General features: G+C 39.4%; 28 protein-coding genes and 1 riboswitch. Of the genes, 8 read left to right on the top strand and 20 right to left on the bottom strand.

All coding sequences use genetic code 11. The annotated features are described in order from the left end of the window. The first annotated feature begins 217 nt into the window (after positions 1-217). On the top strand, positions 218-553 hold the full coding sequence (locus AS4_RS01005; RefSeq protein ID WP_056517215.1) for a hypothetical protein: 336 nt from the start codon (positions 218-220) through the stop codon (positions 551-553). Positions 554-586: 33 nt separating this feature from the next. Here AS4_RS01005 and AS4_RS01000 read toward each other — a convergent pair whose 3' ends face one another. Next, the gene (locus tag AS4_RS01000) at positions 587-1,222 is read right to left on the bottom strand and encodes a TetR/AcrR family transcriptional regulator (protein ID WP_034611308.1); all 636 of its coding nucleotides are present in this window, start codon (positions 1,220-1,222) and stop codon (positions 587-589) included. 150 nt (positions 1,223-1,372) lie between these two features. Here AS4_RS01000 and AS4_RS00995 point away from each other — a divergent pair, with 150 nt between their 5' ends. Next, complete coding sequence (locus AS4_RS00995) at positions 1,373-1,837, top strand: hotdog fold domain-containing protein (RefSeq protein WP_096732636.1); 465 nt, start codon at positions 1,373-1,375, stop codon at positions 1,835-1,837. 83 nt (positions 1,838-1,920) lie between these two features. Here AS4_RS00995 and ssb read toward each other — a convergent pair whose 3' ends face one another. The 3 genes from ssb to AS4_RS00980 all read right to left on the bottom strand — a co-directional run bounded on the left by ssb (position 1,921) and on the right by AS4_RS00980 (position 5,167). Continuing rightward, entirely contained in the window at positions 1,921-2,529 is a 609-nt protein-coding gene (gene ssb / locus AS4_RS00990; protein WP_096732634.1) for a single-stranded DNA-binding protein, read from the bottom strand. A gap of 51 nt (positions 2,530-2,580) precedes the next feature. Next, entirely contained in the window at positions 2,581-3,945 is a 1,365-nt protein-coding gene (locus AS4_RS00985; RefSeq protein WP_016539108.1) for an MFS transporter, read from the bottom strand. Between the two features lie 139 nt (positions 3,946-4,084). Continuing rightward, positions 4,085-5,167 carry a DUF475 domain-containing protein gene (locus AS4_RS00980; RefSeq protein WP_171066888.1) on the bottom strand — a complete coding sequence of 361 codons (1,083 nt, stop codon included), beginning with the start codon at positions 5,165-5,167 and terminating at the stop codon, positions 4,085-4,087. A gap of 234 nt (positions 5,168-5,401) precedes the next feature. On the opposite strand from AS4_RS00980, the gene tenA reads away from it, so the two are divergent. Then, positions 5,402-6,073, top strand: a complete 672-nt coding sequence (gene tenA, locus AS4_RS00975; protein ID WP_004818427.1) for a thiaminase II — start codon at positions 5,402-5,404, stop codon at positions 6,071-6,073. Positions 6,074-6,228: 155 nt separating this feature from the next. Here the strand turns inward: tenA and AS4_RS00970 are convergent, their stop codons facing one another. Then, positions 6,229-8,058 carry a choice-of-anchor I family protein gene (locus AS4_RS00970; protein ID WP_096732632.1) on the bottom strand — a complete coding sequence of 610 codons (1,830 nt, stop codon included), beginning with the start codon at positions 8,056-8,058 and terminating at the stop codon, positions 6,229-6,231. A gap of 201 nt (positions 8,059-8,259) precedes the next feature. Here AS4_RS00970 and mdtD point away from each other — a divergent pair, with 201 nt between their 5' ends. From mdtD to dinB, 3 genes are all read left to right on the top strand, one after another. Beyond that, positions 8,260-9,651 (top strand): multidrug transporter subunit MdtD, encoded by a 1,392-nt coding sequence (gene mdtD, locus AS4_RS00965; protein WP_004818423.1) that lies wholly within the window; start codon positions 8,260-8,262, stop codon positions 9,649-9,651. A 79-nt stretch (positions 9,652-9,730) separates the two neighbouring features. Beyond that, complete coding sequence (locus AS4_RS00960; RefSeq protein WP_096732630.1) at positions 9,731-10,489, top strand: glycoside hydrolase family 25 protein; 759 nt, start codon at positions 9,731-9,733, stop codon at positions 10,487-10,489. 122 nt (positions 10,490-10,611) lie between these two features. Next, entirely contained in the window at positions 10,612-11,667 is a 1,056-nt protein-coding gene (dinB, locus tag AS4_RS00955; RefSeq protein WP_034611297.1) for a DNA polymerase IV, read from the top strand. Positions 11,668-11,708: 41 nt separating this feature from the next. On the opposite strand, the gene AS4_RS00950 is transcribed toward dinB, so the two are convergent. Together AS4_RS00950 and AS4_RS00945 are read right to left on the bottom strand one after the other, a co-directional pair. Beyond that, complete coding sequence (locus AS4_RS00950; RefSeq protein WP_096732628.1) at positions 11,709-12,308, bottom strand: alpha/beta fold hydrolase; 600 nt, start codon at positions 12,306-12,308, stop codon at positions 11,709-11,711. Positions 12,309-12,334: 26 nt separating this feature from the next. Continuing rightward, entirely contained in the window at positions 12,335-12,976 is a 642-nt protein-coding gene (locus AS4_RS00945; RefSeq protein ID WP_096732626.1) for a glutathione S-transferase family protein, read from the bottom strand. Between the two features lie 135 nt (positions 12,977-13,111). On the opposite strand from AS4_RS00945, the gene AS4_RS00940 reads away from it, so the two are divergent. Next, complete coding sequence (locus tag AS4_RS00940; RefSeq protein WP_096732624.1) at positions 13,112-13,558, top strand: surface-adhesin E family protein; 447 nt, start codon at positions 13,112-13,114, stop codon at positions 13,556-13,558. A 113-nt stretch (positions 13,559-13,671) separates the two neighbouring features. On the opposite strand, the gene AS4_RS00935 is transcribed toward AS4_RS00940, so the two are convergent. The 6 genes from AS4_RS00935 to AS4_RS00910 form a co-directional block, all read right to left on the bottom strand. Continuing rightward, positions 13,672-14,070, bottom strand: coding sequence for an OsmC family protein (locus tag AS4_RS00935; RefSeq protein ID WP_004718587.1), 399 nt, complete (start codon positions 14,068-14,070; stop codon positions 13,672-13,674). 157 nt (positions 14,071-14,227) lie between these two features. Beyond that, positions 14,228-15,175, bottom strand: a complete 948-nt coding sequence (locus AS4_RS00930; RefSeq protein WP_034611289.1) for a pirin family protein — start codon at positions 15,173-15,175, stop codon at positions 14,228-14,230. Positions 15,176-15,440: 265 nt separating this feature from the next. After that, positions 15,441-15,764, bottom strand: a complete 324-nt coding sequence (locus AS4_RS00925; protein WP_406565189.1) for a DUF2798 domain-containing protein — start codon at positions 15,762-15,764, stop codon at positions 15,441-15,443. After that, a complete protein-coding gene (locus AS4_RS00920) occupies positions 15,757-16,059 on the bottom strand; it encodes a DUF3861 domain-containing protein (protein ID WP_096732622.1) in 303 nt (100 codons plus the stop codon). Before AS4_RS00920 ends, AS4_RS00925 begins: the two co-directional genes overlap by 8 nt. 35 nt (positions 16,060-16,094) lie before the next feature. After that, positions 16,095-16,490 (bottom strand): Fur family transcriptional regulator, encoded by a 396-nt coding sequence (locus AS4_RS00915; protein WP_096732620.1) that lies wholly within the window; start codon positions 16,488-16,490, stop codon positions 16,095-16,097. A 49-nt stretch (positions 16,491-16,539) separates the two neighbouring features. Then, on the bottom strand, positions 16,540-17,082 hold the full coding sequence (locus AS4_RS00910; RefSeq protein ID WP_096732618.1) for a PadR family transcriptional regulator: 543 nt from the start codon (positions 17,080-17,082) through the stop codon (positions 16,540-16,542). A gap of 377 nt (positions 17,083-17,459) precedes the next feature. On the opposite strand from AS4_RS00910, the gene AS4_RS00905 reads away from it, so the two are divergent. Next, positions 17,460-18,221 (top strand): putative porin, encoded by a 762-nt coding sequence (locus tag AS4_RS00905; protein WP_096732616.1) that lies wholly within the window; start codon positions 17,460-17,462, stop codon positions 18,219-18,221. 56 nt (positions 18,222-18,277) lie between these two features. On the opposite strand, the gene recJ is transcribed toward AS4_RS00905, so the two are convergent. The 7 genes from recJ to AS4_RS00870 form a co-directional block, all read right to left on the bottom strand. After that, a complete protein-coding gene (recJ, locus tag AS4_RS00900) occupies positions 18,278-19,981 on the bottom strand; it encodes a single-stranded-DNA-specific exonuclease RecJ (RefSeq protein ID WP_096732614.1) in 1,704 nt (567 codons plus the stop codon). Beyond that, positions 19,982-20,638 carry a pyridoxamine 5'-phosphate oxidase gene (pdxH, locus tag AS4_RS00895; RefSeq protein ID WP_096732612.1) on the bottom strand — a complete coding sequence of 219 codons (657 nt, stop codon included), beginning with the start codon at positions 20,636-20,638 and terminating at the stop codon, positions 19,982-19,984. Between the two features lie 32 nt (positions 20,639-20,670). Next, a complete protein-coding gene (gene glmM / locus AS4_RS00890) occupies positions 20,671-22,002 on the bottom strand; it encodes a phosphoglucosamine mutase (protein WP_004818404.1) in 1,332 nt (443 codons plus the stop codon). A 118-nt stretch (positions 22,003-22,120) separates the two neighbouring features. Then, a complete protein-coding gene (gene guaB / locus AS4_RS00885) occupies positions 22,121-23,587 on the bottom strand; it encodes an IMP dehydrogenase (RefSeq protein WP_004718605.1) in 1,467 nt (488 codons plus the stop codon). A 222-nt stretch (positions 23,588-23,809) separates the two neighbouring features. Beyond that, entirely contained in the window at positions 23,810-24,175 is a 366-nt protein-coding gene (locus tag AS4_RS00880) for a YkgJ family cysteine cluster protein (protein ID WP_096732610.1), read from the bottom strand. 89 nt (positions 24,176-24,264) lie between these two features. Beyond that, on the bottom strand, positions 24,265-25,062 hold the full coding sequence (locus AS4_RS00875) for an oxygen-binding di-iron domain-containing protein (RefSeq protein ID WP_004718609.1): 798 nt from the start codon (positions 25,060-25,062) through the stop codon (positions 24,265-24,267). Between the two features lie 213 nt (positions 25,063-25,275). After that, a complete protein-coding gene (locus tag AS4_RS00870; protein ID WP_096732608.1) occupies positions 25,276-25,854 on the bottom strand; it encodes a TMEM165/GDT1 family protein in 579 nt (192 codons plus the stop codon). A gap of 88 nt (positions 25,855-25,942) precedes the next feature. Continuing rightward, positions 25,943-26,100, bottom strand: a riboswitch (yybP-ykoY riboswitch). Positions 26,101-26,382: the final 282 nt, after the last annotated feature.

The following is a 26,382-nucleotide window of genomic DNA, read 5'->3' as shown; positions in this document are numbered from 1 at the left end:
GGTCTTCCTTCAATAGGTTTCAGGGATTGCTTATCTGTGAAATCACTATACGAAAAATTATTAAATCGGTAAAACTGGAGTTTTTAATAAAAATAATCGGTTTTATAGATTTATTTTTCCAATCTGTTGGCTTGGTTTGATCGAAATATTATTTCAAACTTTGCTTGACCTTTCGCCGTTTACTCTATAGATTTTCTTTTTGAGTGGACTTTAAAAAATGACGTTCTCAATTCTTTTGGAGCAATTCCAAAACCTTCCTTTTGGTACAGACGCTTTTAAACAACTGAAAATAAACTGTGAATCTCAAATTGCTCATTCTGAGTCTGATTTTGAGAAAACGGCGATTTTTATGATTTATGGTTTTGCCAAAAACTATGTCTTACTTTATGAAGATCAAGCCATTACTGCTGAATTTGCAGCAAAAGCAAAAAACCAATTGCTAGGCTATATGCAGCAACTGGACACAGCAATTCAGACTCAAGATCGTGCAACCATTCTTAATCACTTAGATCAAGTCACAGCGCACTATATGCAAAGCTCACGAATTTTTTAATCACAGCATCCATGATTTAACAAGCTTGGTTATTCAGCCTTGTTGTTGCTGATATACGCTTTCTAAACTGCACCAAGCCGCATGTGCCAATGCTGCTTGGTAAACTTTTGGCGTGGCTTTCACTTTACCTGACAACCATGCCCGACAATAACTTTCTGTCGATCCAACCATAAATGACAATAATAATTCATGGGGAATGTTCTTGATCACCCCATAATCGGGTTGCTGTTTCATCCAAGCCAATAAGTGCTGATTACGTAAATGATTCTGCTGTTTTAGCTGATCCCGTTGAGTACTTTTAGAAATACTAAAATTGGCAGTATATAAAAATCTGGCGAAATCAGGATAATCCATCACCCAGTCTATATAACTTGCTGTCATCACTTGGATACCCTGCTGTAGACTTTGTGCAGACAATAAGGCTTGATCACGGCGTTCTGCTTGGTCTTCTATGGCTAAAATATACAGGGCGGCCACTAAACCTTCTTTATTTTTAAAATGGTGATAAATCGCCCCCACACTGGTTTGCGCACGTTCACGGATCATTTCTATTGTTGTCGTTTCAATCCCATATTCTAAAAAACAGGCTAATGCTTCCGTTAAAATCACACGTTTTAATTCTGCACGACGTCCACTATAACGACGTTCCAACAAACTTTGATTATTCATGTACAGCCTTTGATTTTATTTAAGCATTTTCTATATGACATTTTACGCGATTCAAATCGTCTGTCGAGCCAATAACAGAATTTAATTCTGTATTAGAATATTATTCTGTAAACTAAATAATATTCTGTAAACTAAATAAGGAATACAACAATGAGCCAAACCCTAAAACTGTGGAATAGATTTAAAAATAAGCCCGCTGGCAAATGGACCTTTTCAAAATTATTGTGCTTAAAAGCGCCTTATTTCAGCAGTATTTCACCTGTTTTTGAACGACTCGAAACGAATTATGCTGAAATTAAAATTAAAAAACACCGTGCTGTACTCAATCATATTGGTACAGTCCATGCAATTGCCATGTGTAATATGGCTGAGCTTGCTGGCGGAACCATGACCGATGTAACCGTGCCTTCCACACACCGTTGGATTCCCAAAGGGATGACAGTTGAATATTTAAAGAAGGCTGAAACTGATTTAATTGCGATTGCCACGCCTGTTGAGCGCAATTTTCAGTGGAATCAAGGTAGTGATTATTTGGTCAATGTAGAGGTTAAAGACACGCACAATGATCTGGTATTTAAAGCTGTGATTACCATGTGGGTTTCAGAAAAAAAGTGATTGTCTAAAACCAAATCATGAAGTTCATAAAAAACCCTTTGTTTTCACAAAGGGTTTTGATAAAGCTTGACCGTTTTTATCAATTAAAACGGTAAGTCATCATCCAAATCCGCAGGCGCAGCAGTAGGTGCTGATGGTGCAACTGCAGGTTTAGGCGATTGAAAACCTTGGTTTACATTGTTTCCGCCATTGCCATAGCCACCTTGTGGATTGGCATTGCCGTAACCACCGCCTTGATTACCTTGATTCGCATAACCGCCACCGCCTTGGTTGTTGTTAAAACCACCTTGCTGGTTGTTATTGAAACGTGGTTGGTTATAACCACCATTGTCAGCAGCAGCGCCTTCACCTTGTTGACGGTTGTTATCAAGCATCTGCATTTGTTCGCCACGAATTTCAGTGGTATAGCGCTCTTGACCATTTTGATCCGTCCACTGACGGGTACGTAAAGAACCTTCAATATAAACTTTTGAACCTTTACGTAAATACTGCTGTGCAATCTCACCTAAACGGTTGTGCAATACAATACGATGCCATTCCGTTTGTTCTTTTCTTTCACCGGAATTTTTGTCTGTCCAAGATTCACTTGTCGCAATTGAAAATTGAGTGAGAGAACCCCCATTTGGGAAAGTTTTAGTCTCAGGATCACGACCTAAAGTACCAACTAAAATAACTTTATTTACACCACGCATTAGATGTTATCTTCCTATTCGATTCTATGTTTTACTTTATAAGAGTTATGTTTAAATGGCTACCTCTTTCCCAAACAACTGCGTTAAATGTTGTCGCGCAGCATCATCAATTTGCTGTTTATCAACTTTTATATACGCAACTTGCTGGTCAGACATAACCACAACTTCCTCAATACCACGAATTGACAACAACTGAGAAGTCCAATTATCGGTTTGTTTATCCTCAGGCAATCGTAATACGATTGATGTTAAATATCGTGGTTGAGCTAGCCCAAAACTAATGAGCAACCAAAGTATAGCAATAGCTGATAAGACACTCCAACCCATTGTTGTATTATTGAGCAAAATTAATTGTCCACCGAGTGTCCCACCAAAAAAAGCCCCTAAAAATTGAGCACTTGCATTGACACCCATCGCTGTTGCTTTGGATTGAATCGGTGCTGCTTTAGACAGCCATGAAGGGAGTAATGCTTCCATGACATTAAAGGCAATAAAGAACAATCCAAGGCCTAACAACAAGATATATTTGGATTCATAACCAAAAATCAGAACGACTAATCCCGCGATAATTCCTGCAATTGCAGTCAGAAAAATGCTGCGCATTTTACGGTATTTTTCAGCCAGAATAATGCTCGGAAATGCAAAGAACAGACTAATGACCAACAAAGGCAAGTAAACAATGCCATGTTGTGCCAAAGGGATCCCCGCAAAATTGATCAATTGAGAAGGCACATAAACAAACATTGCAGTAAGCAATAAGTGCAGCGCAAAAACTGAAACATGCAGACGATTTAAATCGCCCATTTTTAAGACTTGTTTGAGCTGATGCAGATAACCTTGTTTAAAGTTTTTATGGTGACGTGTAGTTTTAGGCACCATAAACAACATGAGGATTGCCAATAATCCCATGATTGTTGTTACCCAGAATAGTCCTGAAATTCCCACCAAACTGGTGAGCCAAGGCCCTAAACTAAAAGCCACAACAAAAGACAATCCGATACTCATACCCATCACAGCCATGGCTTTGGTTCGATTCTCTTCGCGGGTGACATCCGCCAGCAAAGCCATAACAACCGCAGATACAGCGCCAGCGCCAGCAATCGCACGGCCAATAATGACCCCATAAATGGTTTCAGACATTGCCGCAACAGCACCACCTAAAGCAAATAGCAGTAAGCCAAAAACAATCAAAGGTTTACGACTAAAACGATCTGCCCATAAGCTAAAAGGAATTTGCAGAAGTGCTTGGCTGAGACCATAGACGCCGACCGCTAAACCGATCAAAGCAGGTGTGGCATACTGATAAGACTGACCAACCACCGCAAACACAGGGATAATCATGAACAACCCCAACATGCGTAAAGCAAAAATACTACTTAATGCAAAGGTCGAGCGGCGTTCTAAAGGATTCATCATATCTACTGGCTTATCAAAACTGGCGAGCTAATTATCAAACACATCATCGCATATTGTGGCAACTTTGTGGAAACATTGAGCATAAAAAAGAGCACTGTTAAAGTGCTCTTGTATTGTAATCTCTTTTCTTAAAAAAGGATTAACTCTGTTGTTCAATTCGCTTGTTATATTGAATCGATGCAATCACTGCCCAAACAATAAAGGCAACACCAATCAAACCTGTTACCACCTCAGGTACATGTAAACCTGTACCACTTGCAATCATGATAAATGCCAAAGCACCAATGGCATAATGCGCACCATGCTCAAGGTAGATATAGGCATCAAGTGTACCTTTATCGACCAAGTAAATTGTCATTGAACGAACAAACATCGCACCAATGGCCAAACCGAGCATAATGATGACAACATCAGAGGTGATCGCAAATGCGCCGATCACGCCGTCAAAACTAAACGATGCATCTAAGACTTCTAAGTAAATAAAGCCACCAATACCCGCTTTGATGACACCAGTAGGTGCACCATTGGCATCATGACCCACAGCATTGCCGTCTTCATCCACTTCTGGCTCGCCACCCAGTAAATGACTGAGTACTTGTACCCCGATATAAATCACGATGCCCCAGATACCTGCCATTGTGACCACAAGGCGTTTCGCTTCATCTACATTTGCAGCCATAATCAGCAATGCCACTAAAGCAAGGAATACCGACATTGCTGGTACATTGGCCAAGTTGGCTAAACGCTTTTCAATCCATTTAAACCAATGGGTATCTTTGCCTTCATCCAAGAAAAAGTTTAAAAATACCAACAACAAGAATGAACCACCAAAAGCGGCAATTTCAGCATGATGTGCCAATAATTTTTCTGAGTATTGAATTGGATCATTTAATGCCATTTTCACAACATCAAACATGCCCATATCCGCTGTGACTGCAACAATCACAACAGGAAATACCAGTCGCATACCAAACACAGCAATCAAAATACCAACGGTTAAAAAGATCATTTTCCAGAAATGATCCCAATTACGCAGTACAGATGCATTTACAACAGCATTGTCAAAAGACAGAGACACTTCCATCACAGCAAGAATTGCCGTAATAGTCAGTGCAGAGAGCATGGCTTGCACGCCTGCATTTGGACCATGGGTAAAGCCCCAATATGCAGAGATTGCCAAACACACGATCGTAAAAAATATTGAGAAACCAAAATGTTTCATCATGGGAATTCGACCTACGGAGAATAGTTTTTGAATCAGAAAACTGAAATAAAAATCGCGTTTTTAATGCGCACATTATGACGACTTTTTCACATTTATCCAAAGTTCTTTGTCATATTTTTATGCAAATACAGCCGAATTTTCTGCATTCAAATACCTAAAGCAATTTAGAGTTGTTATAGTCTTGCAAACTGAAATCATTTTATAACTTGAATCATTGCATAGGAAAATGACATGTCTTTTTCTCAAGACGTATGGCAACGTAATCTTGCTTTATATAACAAAACTTTAGCGCTTCCATTTAATCAAGAACTTGCGACAGGCTCATTAAACAAGGAAGCTTTTTGTCATTATGTGATTCAGGATGCGCATTATCTGGTGGCTTATGGTCGTGCATTGGCTGTCTGTGGTGCAAAAGCATTTGATGCTGACGATATCATCCAATTTACCCAAGGTGCGAAAGAAGCGATTGTGGTTGAACGTAGCCTACACGATGGATTTATGAAAGATTTTGGGATTAGCAAAGCTGACTTTGAGAATACCCCGCTTACCCTTGCCTGCCATCACTACACTGCTTTTTTAACTGCGACGGCTTGGTCTGAAAGCTATCCTGTGGTTTTGGCTTCGTTACTGCCTTGCTTCTGGATTTATGCAGAAGTTGGAAAAGATATTGTGAGTAAATCTATTGCCAATAATCCATATCAAGCATGGATCGATACCTATTCAGGTGAAGAGTTTAACGAAGCAGTTAAAAATGTTTTAGCAACGATTGACCGTATTGCAGAACATTGCGATGCAGATACCCTTGAGAAAATGCATAAAGCCTATACCAAAGGCGCTGAATTAGAATGGCTATTCTGGGATAGCGCTTATCATCAAAGACAGTGGTTGGGCTTAGATCAGTAATACAATTTTATTGAAAATTACCAATGTATATAAAGATGAATAATTAAGCTACTTCATGTATTACATCTACAACTATCCCTCATAAAACTGAGGGATAGTCTCAATAAAAAAGAGTGCCAAAGCACTCTTTACTCGTAACAGAATATATTAAAATGCTATTTTAAATTAATCTGATAAATTGCTGTACTGCCACTGACTTCATTGCCCACAATCAACATAGGTTTTGAATTTGGTGAATCTTTGGCAGAGACAAACGTCAGTCCTTCAGGACCTAAATCACTTTTCTCAATCAGAATCTGCTTGCCATCCTTGTTTAAGATCGGCTGACCTTTAGCATCTTTATAAACCTGATCCTGTTTAAAGGTACGATTATTAAAATACTGTATAAACACAGGCTTTTGTGGATTACTAATGTCGTATACCATAATCCCACTTTGGCGCTCTAAGCCGATAAAGGCAAAGGTTTTTTTACCAATCGTACCTAGCGCTAAACCTTCAGGCTCAGGCCCTTTATTGTCACTTCGGTCATCAAAAGCCGCCGCTTCATGATCACTATTAAAGTAATTTGGAAATAGCTCAGCAACTTTACGCTCAAATTCACTGCCTGAATCCCAAACTAACTTGCCTTGTGCATCCCATATACTGAAAGAACGTGCGCCATAGCTATAAAGTTTACTATAGGTCAATAATCCATTGGCATCCAATTTTGGTGAGCCATCCGTGTTGGTTTGATAACCCATATTCCAAGCAATGTTTAAACGTCCTAATTGTGTATCATCACGGCACATGCCCGGATCAGTCGCTGTTGCACCACAATAGGCAAAAACTGTGGCGTCTAGTTTGGCCCCTTTTACACCCGCAACAAGATTGGTCAAATGAGCAGGATAATCGCCTTTATTATTGAAACCTTTGACGTTGAATAAATGCTTCATTCGAATTGCTTCTGCAAAACCTTGACTTTGATCTCCAGCATAATATGCAGTTGAGTCCTTCAACCATTCACGTGAATCACCTTCATTGGCGGTGACTAAATAACTCGCTCCATTGGCTTGATAATGGGCAATTGAATCAGGTTGATACATCCCCACCAAACCTGGCCAAGCTTGGATATTAATTTTTCCATCTTTATCACTGACATCTAGCGCATTGTTAGCAAGCCCATGATCTTTATAACCTAATGGAAAAATATCGGTCACTTTTTTAGCGACGATATCAATTTTGGCAATGGCATTATTTTCTTGTAAGGTCGCCCAAGCGGTTTTTCCATCATTGCTGATGGTGATGTACTCAGGTTCTAGATCCTGAGCCACCGTCGCTTTAGGACCAAAAATACGTACACCCGCTTTAATCAAATCGGCTTTTTTATCATTAAACGCTTTAAAATCGGCAAGGCTGGCGATTGGTCGTTGAATATTGCTGATATCAATAATGCTGATTGAACCTTCGGGATCGATACTATAGTCATCATTGGGTTCAGCCTCATTTGCCACCAAAACAGTTTTACCATCGGGGCTAAATGTCAGCATATCAGGCAAAGCACCAACTTCGACTGTACTGATCAATTTCAAATCTTTGGCATTAAAAAAAGCCACAATACCCTTATCTGTTTTTTGTTTGGCTTGAACAGCAAGTGCCACAATGCCATTTTTAATCGCAACTGAATTTACTTCAGAATCAGCTAAAGCTTCACGAGCCGAAAGCTCACCAATATGCACAGGTGTTTCGGGTTTAGACACATCTAACACATCAACCAAACCCTTTTTGGCATTGACCACAAATACCCGTTTTGTTGTTGCATCATATGCGGGAATCTCTGCTGCACTTTCAGCAAAAATACCCGTTTCATAACGCCCCAATAAGCTTAAATTAATGCTTTCAGGTGTGGTTTCTTCAACCGTTGGCGTTGTTGTTTTATTATCATCATTACATGCCACTAAGCCAACAGAAAGCATTGCTAAACACAATGCAGAAACTTTTATGTTCATAAACAGCCCATTTTTTGTTTAATTTGGCTTAATGTATTCATCACGGGTGTAAGTTCCATGACAAGCAGATTACAGTTTCATGGCAATTTCTTGAACATTCAATTGGGTATCACGCATGATTCAATATAAAGCAACGATTTCATACAGATTTAGTCAGATGATTGTTTTAAAATATTCACAAAATGGGATTATTTAAGTTCTATGACGACTACGCCATCGCACAGTAAACTCCAACCTAAATTTTATTTATTGGTTTTTTTAGTTTCGATCGGCTTTTTCATGCAAGGCTTAGATACCACGATTATCAATACCGCTTTGCCTGCTATGGCAGAAAGCCTGCAAGAAAATCCATTAAAAATGCATGGCATCGTGATTAGCTATGTCTTGGCAGTTGCTGCATGTATTCCTTTAAGTGGTTGGTTGGCAGATCGCTTTGGGGTACGAAATATTTTCTTTGCAGCAATCGTGATTTTTACCGCTGCCTCATTGGGCTGTGCACTATCCAATGACTTCAATCTGCTTATTGTATTTCGAGTTATTCAAGGTATCGGTGGCGCATTACTGGTTCCAGTCGGGCGACTCGCCATGTTAAAAATCATCCCTCGTGAGCAGTTTCTTTCTGCAATGAGTTTGATGAGCTTAGCAGGCTTACTCGGTCCATTAATGGGCCCGATCTTAGGCGGTTGGTTGGTTGAATATGCCTCTTGGCACTGGATTTTTTTGATTAATTTACCCATCGGTATTTTAGGCACTTTTGTCACCTTTAAAGCTATGCCCAATGTGGCTGAAGCATCAGTAAAATCCTTTGATTTCAGTGGCTTTATCCTATTGGCAATTGCAATGGTGGGCATGGCTTTAGGGATTGAAAATATTGCCAGCAATGAAATCTCCAGAAGCCTGAGCTTAGGCTTACTTTTCGCTGGGATAATCTCAGCCTTGGTCTATGCCTATCATGCCCATACCCATAAAAATGCATTGTTTCGTAGTCGACTGTTTAAAAATAAAATCTATACCATTGGTGTACTCGGTAATTTCTTTGCGCGCTTTGGTGGGAATGCGGTTCCCTTTATTTTGCCGCTGATGCTCCAAGTTGCATTTAAAATGGAACCTTTTATGACTGGGGTAATGATGACCCCAATTGTACTCGGTTCATTATTTTCTAAACCCATCATTCGCCCGATTCTACAACGTACTGGTTATCGTCCATTTCTACTGGTTAATACCTTATTGATCGGTGCATGTATTGCCAGTTTTGCGTTACATACAGCGGATACCCCGACATGGTTAGGTGTAGTGCATTTCTTTATTTTTGGTGTACTCAACTCATTACAGTTTGTGACCATGAATACCCTTACGCTTAAAGATCTCCCACAACAGGATGCCAGTAGTGGGAATAGCTTTTTATCGATGATTATGATGTTATCAATGAGTATTGGGATCGCTTTGGCAGGTACTTTACTCAATGCATTTACAGGCTATTTTAGTGAAGCGCATATTACACAAGCATTTCACTATACCCTGATTTGCTTAGGTGCGATTAACATCATTACGGCGTTGATATTCTTTCAAATTCCCAAAGATGCGCAAATTTAAGTGTTGCAATTTTTATTCAGCCATCGTTTTTTAGAACCAAAGCACGTTAAACTGATCCATCTGGATATTTAGAAAAACCATGTCAAAATACGCTGCGAAAAAACACAAACAGCAAAAAATCACTCGCAATAGCTCAGTTTTAGCGATCGCACTTTTCTGCTGCGCCATACTCGGCACTTTGTTTTTTGTTCATAATAATGCTGCCTTGGCTGAAGCCTATCCGATTAAAGGTTTCGATGTTTCACATCATCAAGGTGATATTGATTGGAAAAAAATTTCTCCGCAGCACTATCAGTTTGTCTATCTTAAAGCCACTGAAGGTGGCGATTATCAAGATGATAAGTTTCAGCAGTATTGGTTAGAAGCACGTGAACGTGGTCTGCGCGTGGGGGCTTATCACTTCTTTCGTTTATGTCGTGATGGTGACATTCAAGCACAAAATTTTATCAAAACAGTGCCAAATAAAAGCAATGCCTTGCCCCCTGTGATGGACTTGGAATATGACAGCAGTTGCATAAACATCTATACCAAAGAACAATTAATCAAACACATCAAAAGTATGCATGATCAATTGCAAAAGCATTATGGTAAACAACCGATTTTTTATACCTCTAAAATCTTTTACAACATGGTACTCACAGGTGAGTTTAAAGATACACCGATTTGGATTCGTGAATATAAAGATAAGCCAGATTTAAAAGACCAACGTGCATGGACATTTTGGCAACAGAGCAACCAAGGCAAAATTCAAGGCATCGAGAAAAATGTCGATTTAAATGTATTTTATGGTGACGCAAAACAATGGCAGCAGTTTTTACAGAAAAATAAGTTGAATTAAGCATAATCAAGATCATTCATGACATAAGCTGTCGCATATTCTTTACAAAATTTAAATTCATCAATAGAAACAAATCAAGATCGGTTAGAATAATCACACAGCGTTTCAACACTGTGTAATTCATGAGAAAAATCATCCATATTGACATGGATGCATTCTATGCATCTGTAGAGCTACTCGACCGTCCTGAACTAAAACACTTACCTGTGGTGATTTCCTCACATCATCCTCGGGCTGTGATTGCTGCTGCATCCTATCCAGCGCGTCAGTTTGGATTACGCTCCGCCATGTCGATGTCACAGGCAAAAAAACTCTGCCCTCAAGTCTATGTGATTGAACCGAATTTTGAAAAATATCGCGATGTTTCTGTCAAAATTCATGAAATCTTTCAGAAATACACTGCGCTTATCGAACCTTTATCTTTAGATGAAGCTTATTTAGATGTCACTGAAAATTTACAAAATATTCCCAGTGCAACTGAAGTGGCGGAACGAATTCGAGCCGATATTTTTCAACAAACAGGGCTTACGGCTTCGGCAGGTGTGGCACCGAATAAATTTCTTGCCAAAATTGCCTCGGATTGGAATAAACCCAATGGCATTTGCATCATTAAACCGACCCAAGTTCAACATTTTATCCATGATTTACCCCTGAAAAAAATTCCCGGTGTCGGTAAAGTCACTCAGGAAAAACTGAAAAGCTTAAACTTAGAGACTTTGGGGGATTTGCAAAAAATTGAAGAAAATATACTGATCCATCATTTTGGCAAATATGGTAGACAGTTGTTTTTATATGCCCAAGGTATTGATGATCGCCCAGTACAAGCCGAACGACAACGTCAGCAAATTTCCAAAGAAACCACATTTGATGATGATCTCAGCCTTGAACAGTGTTCAATCTATTGGGACAATTTAATTGAACGTGTTTGGCTCAGTTTAGAAAAAAAACACATGCAGGCTCGCGGTGTCACCGTTAAGTTAAAACTCAAGAATTTTCAAGTTTTACAGCACAGTAAAAGTTTTAAAACCGCACTTCAATCACAGCAAGAAATGGTTCAGGTCATTCAAATATTATTAAGTGAAATGCAAATTCCTGAGCATTTCCAATTCCGTTTAATCGGAGTGGGTTTGTATCAACTGACCGATCAGCAAGATGAAGCACAATTGTCATTATGGTAAACATAAATGAAAAAGACATGTGCGACATCAGCTTAAATCTTTTACTTTATATCAGAAATAAAATCGTGAATTAATCTAGCCACTTGATTGGCGTGTACATTGGCCAAATCATGTTGACCTTGTTCAATGATATGCAATCTGGAATGCTGGATTTTTTCATGCAAATATTTACCCACGCCCACAGGGCTAATGGGATCTGCATCTCCCCAAAGCAACAGGACTGGGCACGCTATTTTGTATAATAAATCATCTAAATGGGATTGATGATCGACAAACCAATTGGGCACCGCAAATGTTTGCTGGTAATCGCCTCGCCAATCGGCAACCTGAAAGGGGCTTAAATCAATTCCACCAGAGCTTGCAACCAAAACCAAAGCTTTGATCAATTCAGGTTTTTGTAATGCTGCTTGAACTGCAAAAACCCCTCCCATAGATTGAGCAATCACAATACAGGGCTGTTGAATTTGGTCAAGAATATAACCCTGTAAATCGTCAAAACTATCAATATGCGGATGCTCTGGATGCCCAGCAAAACTTGGATAGGCCATCACTGTTTTTTGATGATCGGCTGAAAGCTGCTGCATAACAGGTTGCCAAAACGCTGTACTTCCCGATGCACCTGGTAAAAAAATTAAATGCATTCAGCCATCACCTTGATATACAAAATTTAATCATCACTCTTTAGTTTAGCGCGTTGAAAAGCAGGACGCTGCTGAATTCGTTCAGCATATGCAGCCAGTCGAGGAGTTTTATTTTTGGTACGTTGTTGCATGGCAATCACGGGAAAACTCATTTGAATGTCGGCAAAAGAAAACTCACCTGCGGCATAATCATGTTGACTAAAATAAGCTTCCAAAAAGGCTGCATGTTCTTTTAAACGAGGATTGCTAAAGCCGCCACGGACACCTTCTGAAATTTTCTTTGCAATTGGGCGAATTAAAAAAGGAACATGTTTGGGCATATTGGTCATGACCAAGGTCATCAACAAATAAGGCATTAAAGAACCCTCGGCATAATGCATCCAGTAGTTATATTGCATTAAGTCTTTAGGATTCTGAGGCTTAAACTGATTTTTTGTATCATAAGTTGCTTGAAGATAATCCAAAATCACAGCAGATTCTGCAATGGTTAGATCACCATCGGTCAATACAGGTGACTTTCCAAGCGGATGAACTGCTTTTAACTCAGGGGGTGCAGCAAAAGTAGGCAAGCGTTTATAGTACTTAATCTGATATTCAAGCCCCAGCTCTTCTAAAGCCCAAATAATACGGAGTGAACGAGATTGATCTAGGTGATGTAATGTAATCATTGTATTGCCTCAGTTTTTATCCTTCGACTATAAATTGATCTCAACTTTTCAACAATTCTATTACTGTATTTAAATCATTTTTTTATCAACTTTGTTTATACTCTAGATTCAATATTGGTTATTCTGAGAATAAAAATGAAGTCACTTATCCCGTTAATTTTCTTCTTTATTTGTTCAAATCTATATGCATATCAACCCAAGCTTATGTTACTGGGATCTCTTGAGAATAAGGGTGAGTCCTTTATTGATGTAAATGCACATCAAAAAATTCGTGATTCGTTTAAGCAAGCTGTCATCTATGAAAAATATGCCAACCCTATTAAAGATGAGCAAAGTGTAACATATCAATCGGTTATTAAACAGCTTATTGTAGATTGTAAAGAGAAAACCATTGCCATTCGGGGTGCTGACTACTTTGCAGGAAAAACATCAAATAGCAAATTAGTGAAAAAATTTGATGACATTACCTTGAGCCATGATGGTGAAACGGGGGCCGCTTTTTATTCCTTTGACGACTTAGAGTTTAAAGCCTTGAATCAAGATAAGTTCTATAACAAAATTTATGCAAACACCTGTAAATAATCAATAAAAGCAACTTTGTATAATCTTAATGACAGAAAAAAAAAGATATTTTGTTTTTATACAAAATATCTTTTATGGATCAGCGACAACGGTCATCTTTTACATAGCCGTTTTTATATAATCGTGGTATTGATTTCCACACTACGCAATAAGGTCTTGGTCACTGGAGTTTTTTGGCAAATGTCTAACACTTTTTGATGCAACTCTTCAGACAAAGGAGTGGCAAAAGACAAGCGACGCTCGACCCATTCTTTCCCCTCTTTATTGGCATTAAAATCAGCTTCAACTGTAAACTCACCCAAATCAAGACCTTTGTGTTGCGCATACATACGCAATGTAATCATGGTACAAGAAATTAAACCTGAACAAATAAAATCATAAGGCGCTAAGCCCTTGTCTTGCCCACCGAATGATTCTGGTTTGTCGGTAATCAGTTGATGTTTTCCACTCACCACCTCACCTGACCATGGTTCTGGATAGGTTTTTACCTTTGCATTTGCAATAATTGCCATTTTATTTTCCTTGAATCTTTAAATTTTTAGTGAATGCCCGTTTAAATAAAACTTTGTAAACGCAACACTTGCGCTAAAGGATGATCAAGCACGCCTTTAACGCAAATTATTTAGTTTGAATCCATGTCTAAAGATCGACAATGCGCAATGCAGCACATCACTTCGATGCTCGCATCTTGTCTGGGAATGCCGGTGCTTCTAAACGTGGACCATCATAATCAGGGATCGTTCCAAAACGCGCATCCTGATTCGCCCATTGTTCTGTTGCCGTTTTTAGTTCTTCCTGTGTTCTGCCCACAAGATTCCACCACAGTAAAATAGGCGACTCAAAAGGTTCACCACCTATCAACAGTAAACGCGAGCCTTTTGGTAATTCAACCTCAATCTGTGAAATTCCAGGTTCTATCACCACCATATTGTCACTATTTAAATCATGACCATTTACTGTTGCTTCACCTTCTAATGCCATAAATCCATATTCAAAATGAGGATTCAGTGGAATACGTGTCTTGGTTGATTCTTTTGCAAAAAAATCGATCCCGACTAATTCCGTATGCACTTTGACAGGAGATTTGGTATTCATGAATTCACCGACTAAAACTGTAAATTCAATATGGTCCTGCTCTACAATGGGTAATTCTGGATAATGATCAAACTGCGGTGCCATATTGATCTTATCATCAGGCAATGCAATCCAAAGCTGTGCAGCATGCATTCTCGTTTCAGTATCGGGAGCAACTTCTGTATGGGAAATTCCATAACCCGCAGTCATCAGATTCACTTGTTTAGGACGAATCAATTGTTTAGAGCCGATGCTGTCTGTATGCATCATCGTCCCTTCGATCATCCAAGTGAAGGTTTGTAATCCAATATGCGGGTGCGGTCCAACATCCAATCCATCTCCCTGAGGAAATACGACTGGGCCAGCGTGATCTAAAAAGCACCATGCGCCAATCATGCGTTTTTGACGACTGGGTAATGCGCGTTTAATGACGGTGCCTTTGCCTATTTCTGCTGAACGGATTGGAAAATCTTGAATAAACTGATTCACATATTTTTCACAATCGTCAGAGTTAGAAATCTCGGTATAGTTGGTATTGGTCATTTTGTTATCCTAAATTTGTCCATCAGCTCAGGACGTTATTTCAACATCTACAATTTCATTTTATTTAGCTTATCGGTTTTATATACATCGACCTATAGCTATCTTAATACGCTGAATACCATGAATAGGACAATAATAGTTTGGTTTTTGTTATGCAGTTTCTGATTACAAAATCTGGGAGCAATACTTTACCGAGTTGCATATTCACATTGAAATGTTTATAGACCCACCATCACCCTATGACATGTTCAAAGCCTTGATCGAATTAAGCAGAAGGTGGTGGCGTAAGATCTACAAATAAGCCTGTGAAACGGCGAACCAGAGGTAAAAAAATTAATACTGTGGGAAAGGCAATCATCCATGAAAATAGCCAGACGCTAAACCATTTTGCAAAAAATCCATCGAACCACCCCACATTTTTCCATAAATTAATCATGGAAATGGTCGCACTCATCAAAGCTGAGAGTATCAACGGCATAATCCACCCTGCATATTTTGCTGGTAATTTCGGAATTCCAGCAAAAATCATGGCAGGTTTATGTTGATCGCGTCTATTTCCGATCTTGATCTCTGGTTTTAAATCACGCATTTTTCTTGACGTTCTGCTTTAAGTTTTTCATAAATTGTTTAACTGCGGGTTCAAAGTCTTGAAATAGCACATGATCACGGTGGGTAATCATCACCTCTAAAAAGAGTTTTAATCCTACCGCAAACGCTTTGGTGGTTTCTTCATCAAAAAACTCAGCAGCTTTTAAGTGTTCTACGATTTGGAAAATATCATCGTGATTGCCCACGTTAAATTCGATATTTTCATTGTAGATTGATGGATGACCTTGCGCATCTGCAAGATGTTGAACAGTTACATAATATTGATGTTGTTTCATAAGATTTCTCTAACTTGTTAAATATTCGACTGGGTTTAATGTAGGGCCGTACTAAATTTAATATCCAAAACATCAATATCAAACGCTTGAAAAACCTGTTCCAGTGAAGCGATCAAAGACGCTTTATTGATCTGGGTTAGGTCGGCACATTGGATATTGAGTGACTCCACTTCGGATAAATAAGGCAAAGCATATTTGGCTTCATCTCTGCCATGCAGATTTTGCGTAATCAAACCGACTTTCTCTAAATCGCTCACCACTCGATATATGGTCGATAAGCTGATCTGCTTATTTTGTACATATAACTGCTGATAAATCTGCTTTGCGGTCAGTTGTGCTTTTTGGTCCAACAGTGCTTTGAATACAATCACTCTTGCTTGGGTCACTTTTAAATTTGCATGACGCAGTTTTTGTTGTACCTCAATACTCATGTCTCACCTAAACCTTCTATTGCCCTATTATTGCCCCATTATTGCACTGTTATAAACGTCCAATTTCTACTGCAGCTTGATCAATTTTTTCAGCGACTTGTCTAACTTGCTCCGCATCAAAATCTTTACCCTTGAGCTTTAGGCGTAATGATGTTTTTAAGTTTTCCATCGCACGATGAATATCCAAATATTGGTCGTTTTCATGAATTTCGCGTCGAGTTTCTAAACGCTCTAATAAGTGTTGGATATGCGCATGCTGCTCTTTTAAATGTAATTTTCCAGCATCAGTAATCTGATATTGCTTACGATCACCTTCTGTATTTTCAGCATGCACAAAACCAATTTCTTCAAGATAGGTCAGGGTTGGATAGATTGTGCCTGAACTTGGAGTATAGCCTCCACCGACCAGATCACTGATGGCTTTGATAATTTCATAACCATGCTTTGGCTGTTGCTGTATCAGATGTAAAACCAAAAGCTTCATTTTACCCGATTCAAACAACCGACCTCGTCGTCCACCATAGCCCCGTTCGGTATGCTGTTCACGATGCTCAAAATCATTTTGTGAATGATCATGTCGCTCTGATTTCATCTTTATTTTTCTCAAATTGATTAATTTATACATATTAAGATATATCTTAATAAGTCTTAAGACAATACTAAAGAACAAAATCAATTATAATATTTTGATAAATAATGAATTAAATAATTTTAAATCGATCTATCTTAAAAAATTAAGACATAAAAAAGACCGATTAAAAGCCTTTAAACCGAATCTATTGGCTATTTTTATTGTTGTTATGGATTGCTTAAAGCTTGACTCAGTTACCCATTTTTTAAGCATTGTTTTTATGTCATGGCGCAGCAAACTTTTAATTTTCAGATCTTTAGCCTTGACATAGAGATTAATTTACATACAATGCGATTTGTAACAAAAAATTAATATTTTTATAACAAAAGGGTCACACAATGTTTAAGAAAACTTTATTTGCTGCATTACTTGCTAGTTCTTTTGGGTCTGCACATGCATACCAAGCTGAAATCGGTGGTTCACTCGGTATTGTTGATCCAGATAAAGGGGATACATCTACTGGTTTTGCTATTGATGGAACATATTATTTTAACCCTGTTCAAGTTAAAAATAACCCATTAAACGAAGCTGCCTTTCTAGATCGCGCAAGCAACGTAAATGCTGGGATTAGCTATATCGATTATGATGCCTACGATGTAACAACTTATGGTGTTGGTATTGAATATTTCGTTCCAAATACCGATTTTTATGCAAGTGCTGCTATTGGACGCTCTACAGCTAAGGCCGATCATGTCGATGATTTAGATACAACAACTTACTCAGCAGAAGTAGGTTACTTGCCAATCCCGGGTCTTTTGATTGCAGTGGGTTTAGCAGGCTATGATAATGATTTTAATGATGATATAGATCCAACTATCCGTGCTAAATATGTCACTCAAGTGGGTCGCTATGACATGAATTTTGAAGGTGGTGCAAGCTTTGGTGATACCGATGCTTACAGCGTAGGTACAGATTTATACCTAGATAAAACTTTCAGTGTCGGATTGGCTTATTCAGGTAGCCGCACTGATGGTACTGATGAAGACAGCTTTACAATTCGTGCAAAAAAATTCTTTACTCAACAAATCAGCTTAGAAGGTTCTGTTGATTTTGAAGATGACGATAATGTCTATGGTCTACGTGCTGCTTACCGCTTCTAATTATTGGTAAACTTTAAAAAACCGCTCTCGTATAAGCGGTTTTTTAATCTCTAAATTTACTGTTCTAAATGCAGCATTCTTAACTGTAAACTCACATTGCCATTAAATTGATTTTTATCCAATTCATAAACAATACGTACCCTATCTTGCATAGGATCAAAATTGAATTTATCGCGTACATTAAAGGCAATTGCATCAATCGGTTGGCCATTTTCCAAAGCTAAGCGCAATTTCAGATGCACTTCCTTTAACCAACGATAATCGATGACTTTAAAACGCCCTTCAAATACTGGTGCAGGAAACTTTTGCCCCCACGGTCCCAATTGCGCCAAAGTATCTACAGTTTGCAGTTGAAATGCCTGAGCAGGTAATTCTCCATCCGTCCACAACACCGCTTGGAATAGAGCATCATCTGATTGAGCAACCAACTCAGTAAAACGTTGTTTAAATTCTTCAAAATGGTGCTTTCGAATAGTCAAACCCGCCGCCGCTGCATGCCCACCAAAATGACTAATCAAATCAGGATATTGCTCGGCAACTTTTTCAATACTGTCTCGAATATGAATACCATCAATCGAACGAGCGGAACCTTTGATATGAATCCCATCTTTATCTGCCGCAAATACAATACTGGGGCGATGAAATTGCTCTTTTAAACGCCCTGCCACAATACCAATCACACCTTGATGCCAATGCTCTTCAAACATGACCAGCGCTGCGGGTAAATGATCTTGATCAAGCTGTAGATTTTCCAGCGCTGCCAAAGCCTCTTGTTTGATCTCCGACTCAACTTGACGGCGTTCTAAATTTAAATCATTGAGTTGGCGTGCCAAAGTGTGAGCTGTTTGCGTATCGGTTGCCAAAAGACATTCAATACCGATGTCCATGGTTTCCATACGCCCTGCGGCATTAAGACGAGGACCTAACACAAAACCTAAATCAGAGGCTTTTAACTCAGCAGGATCACGCGCTGCAATGTCTAATAAGGCACTAATCCCAGCACGACATTGATTCTGTTGAATCCGTTTAACCCCTGCATCCACTAAGATACGATTGTTATGGTCGAGGCTGGCAACATCGGCATAAGTGCCCAAAGCAACCAAATCCAAATATTGCGGCATTTTTGCAGCCGATTTCCCCAGTTTTGCCCGATGGCTACTTAACTTTGCCAATAGGTAAAATGCCACACCGACGCCAGCCAAAGCCTTACTTGGAAATTCGCACCCTAACTGATTTGGGTTAACAACCGCCTCAGCCTGAGGCGTTTCCTTGGTCGTTAAATGGTGATCGGTGATAATCACCTGCATTCCATGTGACTGTGCTTGTGCTACACCTGCATGACTGGAAATTCCATTGTCGACCGTAATTAATAGATCCGGCTGATATTTTTCAAAAGCCAAATCGGCAATTTTAGGGGTTAGGCCATAACCATATTTAAAACGATCTGGAACGAGGTATTCAACATTGGCCCCCATTTCTCGTAAAGCCAGCATCATCAGTGCGGTACTGGTGGCACCATCTGCATCATAATCACCAACAATCACAATTTTTTTATCTTGATCTAAAGCTTGATCAATTATTTGAATGGCTTGCTCCAAACCTTTCATTTCTGGTGCAAGTAAATATTTAAGTTTTAAATCTAATTCTTGTTCAGATTGCACACCACGACGAGCCAAAATTTCAGCAATAAAGGGTAACACGCCCTGAAAGTTTTCAGGGCGTGTGATCAAAGGTCGTTGTTTAATTTGTAATTTTTGCATTTATGGCATCAAACGTTGTATTGTCCAAGATTCACCGACTTTTTCATAAGTGAGGCGATCATGTAAGCGATTTGGGCGGCCTTGCCAGAATTCATAATACGTCGGCTCTAAACGATAGCCTCCCCAAAATTCAGGTTTAGCCAATTCATTCTTTTCAGCCACTTGATCATACAACGCTTGAAAACGCTGTTGTAAATGTTCACGACTCTCAATCACGCCACTTTGTGGGGTACTGATATGCGCTGCAATTTGGCTATCACGCGGACGTTTATGATAATAATCTGTAGATTCTTGTTCAGATATTTTCTGAACTTGACCACCCACACGAACCTGACGTTCTAACTCAGGCCAATAGAATAGCAATTCTGCATAAGGATTTTCAGCTAAATCTAAGCCTTTTTGACTGTCATAATTGGTATAAAAATCATAACCAGCCTCAGTAGCACCACGCAATAACACAGTACGCACATGTGGACGCCCTTGTGCATTTGCAGTTGCCAACGACATTGCATAGGGTTCATGCAGTTTTGCTTCTAAAGCCAAATTAAACCAATTGAGAAACTGCGCATGAGGATCAGCATCCACCTGCTCCTCATGTAGTTCACCTTTTTGATAAGTAAGACGAAGCTCACTTAAGTCTTTAATTACATCTCGCATGAAGCAAAACCTTCTACAGACGATACAATATTTTAAGCCGCATTTTGACGAACAGCATCTGCTAAATGATTTGCCAAATCAGTTACTTCTTGCAGATTATCGCCTTCTACCATAACACGGATGATCGGTTCCGTCCCTGACTTACGAATTAAAATTCGCCCACGTCCTTTAAGTGTGGCTTCTACTTTATCAAACTCGGCAACCAATGCTGGCACCGCAAATGGGTCAAACATTTGTTCAAGGCGAACATTAACCAAAACATTGGGTAAAGTTTTAAAATCTGCAACCAATTCATCTAAAGATTTATTCTGTTCAACCAATACTGTTAACACTTGCAGGGCTGCAATGATTGCATCGCCTGTTGTGCTCTTGTCTAAAGTCAAAATATGACCAGATGGTTCGCCACCAGTCACCCAGTTGTTTTCTTCTAAATTTTGCAATACATAGCGATCACCCACTTTAGCACGCACAAAAGGCACTTTGGCTTTTTCAAGTGCCAATTCTAATGCCATGTTACTCATCACTGTACCCACGATACCCGCCGGTTTTTGAGATGCTTGGGTTGCTAAAATATACAGAATATGGTCGCCATCAATCAATTTACCAAAACGGTCGACCAAAACCACACGATCTGCATCGCCATCAAAAGCAATACCTAAATCTGCTTGATGCTCAATCACGGCTTTTTGTAAATTTTCAGGATGTGTTGAACCACAATCCTTATTGATATTTAAACCATCTGGTTCGTTATAAAGCGCAATAACTTTTGCGCCTAATTCACGAAATACTGCTGGACCTACGCTATACGCTGCACCATTGGCGCAATCCACCACAATTTTTAAATGGCGTAAATTGAAATGATATGGGAATGTCGATTTACAAAACTCGATATAACGACCATTGGCATCTTTAACACGTACACTCTTACCTAAGTTTGCGGTGTCTTCAATGATGATATCGTTCTCAAGCTCTCGGTTAATCGCATCTTGAATCGTATCTGGGAGCTTTTTCCCTTCATCTGAAAAGAATTTAATCCCATTATCAAAATAAGGGTTATGTGAAGCAGAAATCACGATCCCTAAGTTGGCATGCAATGCACGGGTTAAATGGGCAATTGCAGGGGTCGGCAGCGGTCCAAGTAAATGTACATAAACACCTGCAGCATTGAGACCCGCCTGTAAAGCTGCTTCAAGAATATAACCCGATAAACGAGTATCTTTACCTAAAACTACAATCGGTTTTGATTTTGGGCTAATTTGCTTTAATACTTTCCCTGCCGCAAATCCGAGTTTAAGTGCAAATTCTGGGGTAATTGGGAGTTCACCAAATTTTCCACGAATCCCGTCTGTTCCAAAATAACTCATCTTTTACCCACTTATTATGTGTTGTATAACAATCAATTTTTAAGGTTTACTACTTTACACCAAAATAAAAAAGCCGTCATAAACTGACGGCTTTTTCCAATCAAAATATTACAAAAGATTAACCTACACGATAGTTCGGTGCTTCTTTGGTAATCGTTACATCATGCACATGTGACTCTTGCATACCTGCAGCGGTAATTTTCACAAATTTTGCATTTTGACGTAAATCTTCAATGGTTGCAGAACCGGTATAGCCCATAGATGAACGTAAACCGCCCATCATTTGATGTACGATATTGCCCATTGGACCTTTGTACGGTACGCGGCCTTCAATCCCTTCTGGGACCAATTTTTCAGCGCCTGCTTTCGAGTCTTGGAAATAACGATCGGCAGAACCCGTCGCACCAGCCATTGCACCCAAAGAACCCATACCACGGTATGCTTTGTAATAACGACCTTGGAAGAATTCAACTTCACCAGGCGCTTCTTCAGTACCCGCCATAAGTGAACCCACCATAATCGTGCTTGCACCAGCACCAATCGCTTTTGCCATATCCCCAGAGAAACGGATACCACCATCAGCAATCAATGGAATTTGGTCTTTCAATGCATTGGCAACACTGTCAATTGCAGAGATTTGTGGCATACCAATACCTGCAACGATACGTGTCGTACAGATTGAACCAGGACCAATACCCACTTTCACCGCATCTGCACCCGCATCAAGTAATGCCAAAGCAGCATCACCCGTTGCGATATTACCGCCAATCACTTGAACTTGAGGGAAGTTTGCTTTCACCCAACGTACACGCTCGATCACACCCGCAGAATGACCATGCGCCGTATCCACTACAATCGCATCAACGCCGGCTTCAACCAAAGCTTCAACACGACTTGGAGTTTCAGCGCCAGTACCCACTGCAGCACCAACACGTAAACGACCTAATTCATCTTTACAGCTATTTGGATAAGATTCCGCTTTACGGAAATCTGTAACTGTAATTAAGCCTTTTAGTGCATTGCTTTCATCAACCACCAATACTTTTTCAATACGGTGTTTTTGCAATAATGCTTGAATATTTTCTTTCGATTCATTTTCACGAACAGTCACAAGACGATCTTGCCCTGTCATGATATTGCTTACTGGTTGTTCCAAGTTGGTTACAAAACGAGTATCTCGGCCAGTTACAATCCCAACCACTTTGCCATCTTTAACGACAGGTACACCGCTGATGTTGTTGGCTTGTGTAATTGCCATCAAATCACGAATCGTGGTTTCAGGTGTCACGGTAATTGGATCTTTCACCATTCCCGCTTCGAATTTTTTTACACGGCGAACTTCTGCAGCTTGTGCAGAAATATCCATGTTTTTATGTAAAATACCAATACCACCGTTTTGCGCCATTGCAATCGCCATACGTGACTCTGTCACAGTATCCATTGCTGCTGAAACCATAGGGATGTTCAGTTGAATGCCGCGTGTGAGGCGTGTCTTTAGAGAGACATCTTTTGGGAGGATAGTAGAATAGGCAGGGAGTAATAAGACATCATCGAAGGTTAGCGCTTCTTGAACGATGGTCAACATAACAATCTCGCTGGTAATTTCCGTGAGCTATTATATACAAATTTCCGTTCAATTTTCATTTTTTATTGTGCGGATTTATCTTATTCTCAATCACACTTTATTTTTCAGTATCTTATTGAAATAAAAATGGGCTTTGAATATAAAATTATCGTGAATTTAACACCACAGTAGACTGTCGACTTACAGTCTCTGCCTTATATCCTAAATTTTCCCAATGAAGCGTTAACACACCTGATCAAAGTCTTCATCATTGCTGGGGGTAGCGACTTCTATTTCGATCAGGGGAATTAAACCATAGCCTTGTCTTGCTTTTGCACATTGTGAATCCCCAGCACGTACTTGTTTGCATGAAGAACTCCGTTGCTCATACATACTACAGCTGACTTGCTGTCCAATCTCACCTTTTAATGCCACACAACGCGGTTGCTTTTGATTGGTGCCCTGCATACAAGAATACACCGCTGTCAAAGGTTCGACATAATCTGGCGGCATGGCTTCTCCTTCTGCCCAATAAAATGAGACTCGGAAAAAGGCGCAACACGCCCCACAACTTAAGCACGCATCCTGTGCTGAGATTTGTGACAACATTTTTTTAAGATTCTCGTTATCAATTTAAAATTTTGGCAAGAAAATCCTAAAAAAAGTCGCACTCAAACTCAATATCTTTTTTGAATTTTTTATTGTGGACAGGTAAACACGGACTCATCCATCAAATCGACACCGCATTGTAAATTTTCGATCCAGTCTAAAAACTGATGAATCATCTCTTTACCAATAAACGGCTTACCATGTTGCGGCACAATCATTTCAATATCCATTTGACGCACCATTTTCACCCATAAACGGATCACCCGATTGGTACACATATAGCGCTGATGAAAACCATGCATGGTTGGAATGTGCATTGCAAAATCTTCAATTGGTTTCGAGGCATCATCAACAATCGATGCACCCATATCACCTGAGAATAAAATTTTTGAAATTGGATCATAAAACTGGAAATTTCCAACGGAATGTAAGAAATGCGCAGGAACCACGATAATGCGCGTTTCTCCCAATGGAATAGAGCCACCTTGGTCAGGCAATTCGATCAGACGTTCTAACCAGCCCCCTTTCATACGGTCACTCATAAATGCTGAGTTTAAATGAGGTAAAAAGCGTGCCCATAATTTAGATGCGACCACTTTGGCATCAGTATAGACCAACCAACGCGGCATTGAGGTAATGATGTCAGGGTCTTGGTGAGATGCCATGACATAGTCTAGATTTTGTAATCGGGTGTATTTATTAAGCTCCATGGTCAGGGGCACATAGGTCAAATCACCGCCCGGATCTAATACTGCTGCACGTTCATTATTTAAAATAAGAAACTGATTGGCTTGTACACCTTCACCTTTCACCAAACTGGTAAAACTTATACATTTATGAGTGCCATTATCAAACAAAACTTGCGACGTGGTGCGATCTAAAGCCATACCAGAAACCCCAAAACCTTTTTTAAAATAAATCTTTAGTTATCCCATACAACATATAAGGTTTTCTTCAAAGTTACAATAAATCTACAACCTAAGTTTAAAGATTATTTGTGTCATCATTCTCAGAATAATAAAAAACCCAACATTAAGTTGGGTTTTCAGCTTTAAAAATAGATGACTTTATTGATGTTCAATCAGCTTGGAAAATTGCACTTAAAAAAAGTAATGCTGAACTAAAGCTGCGACACCAATAATAAAGAAGATTGCAGCTCCAATTTTATGAATCAGAGCAATCGGTAATTTATCTGCCAATTTATTGCCAATAAATACAGCAGGTGCATTGACCAACATAATCCCCAATGTCGTACCTAGAGTTACCCAACCGATGCTGTCAAAGCGTGCAGCAAGTGCCACTGTGGCGATTTGGGTTTTATCCCCAATTTCTGCAAGGAAGAATAATACAAAGGTTGCACCAAAGACCCCATATTTTTGCCATTTATTAATACTTTCAGATTCATCATCCAATTCATCTGGAATCAACATCCACCCAGCCATACCAATAAAGCCAAGTGACACAATCCAAAGTAATACTGTCGGGCTAAGGACTGTGGTAATCCACTGACCAAGCACAGCCGATACACCATGATTGACAATAGTTGCTAATAAAATTGCAAATAAAATAGGAATAGGTTTACGAAAACGTGCAGCAAGAAGTAATGCGAGCAGTTGTGTTTTATCGCCCATTTCGGATAAAGCGACAACCACTAAAGAGATGAAGAAGGCATTTAACATTTCAAAGTCTCTGGCTAGCAATATTTACCGATGACTTACCCCTCCTGCTAGCCAATATGAATAGTCACCTATTCAACGCGGAGTGATAAATCAAAGGTCTTGCCAACAAAAGATAGCTGAGTAAACACCTTCAGCTAAATTGGTTCTTTGCTATGATGACCATACTCTGTTGAGTAATTATGTTGATCATCACCCATTTATCATCTCGCAGATGACAAACAGCGGCTACTCCCCAATGAAGTACAGCTATTCTACAACGCTTTATCAGTCATTTTCAATTTTTAAAAATTAAAAAATTTAAAGCTCAGATAAACTTCAAAAAATATCGTGCCGAAGCATCTTTAATGCCCGCAGAGGATGAATCCAATTTCGTTTCTTCACTAATTTTGAACCCTAGATGGTTATCCTATCGTGGAGCGACATGGATGTCGCCGATTGATTTAGTTGAAAATATTAATTAGGAGAAATTATATTCTTGTGCCTGAGTTTTTTGACAGATTGACTATATTGAATGATGACTTTAATGCA

This window comes from Acinetobacter guillouiae (assembly GCF_002370525.2).
Lineage (GTDB): Bacteria > Pseudomonadota > Gammaproteobacteria > Pseudomonadales > Moraxellaceae > Acinetobacter > Acinetobacter guillouiae.
The sequence above is the reverse complement of the archived record's forward strand: the minus strand, read 5'-3'. Positions and strand labels throughout refer to the sequence as shown.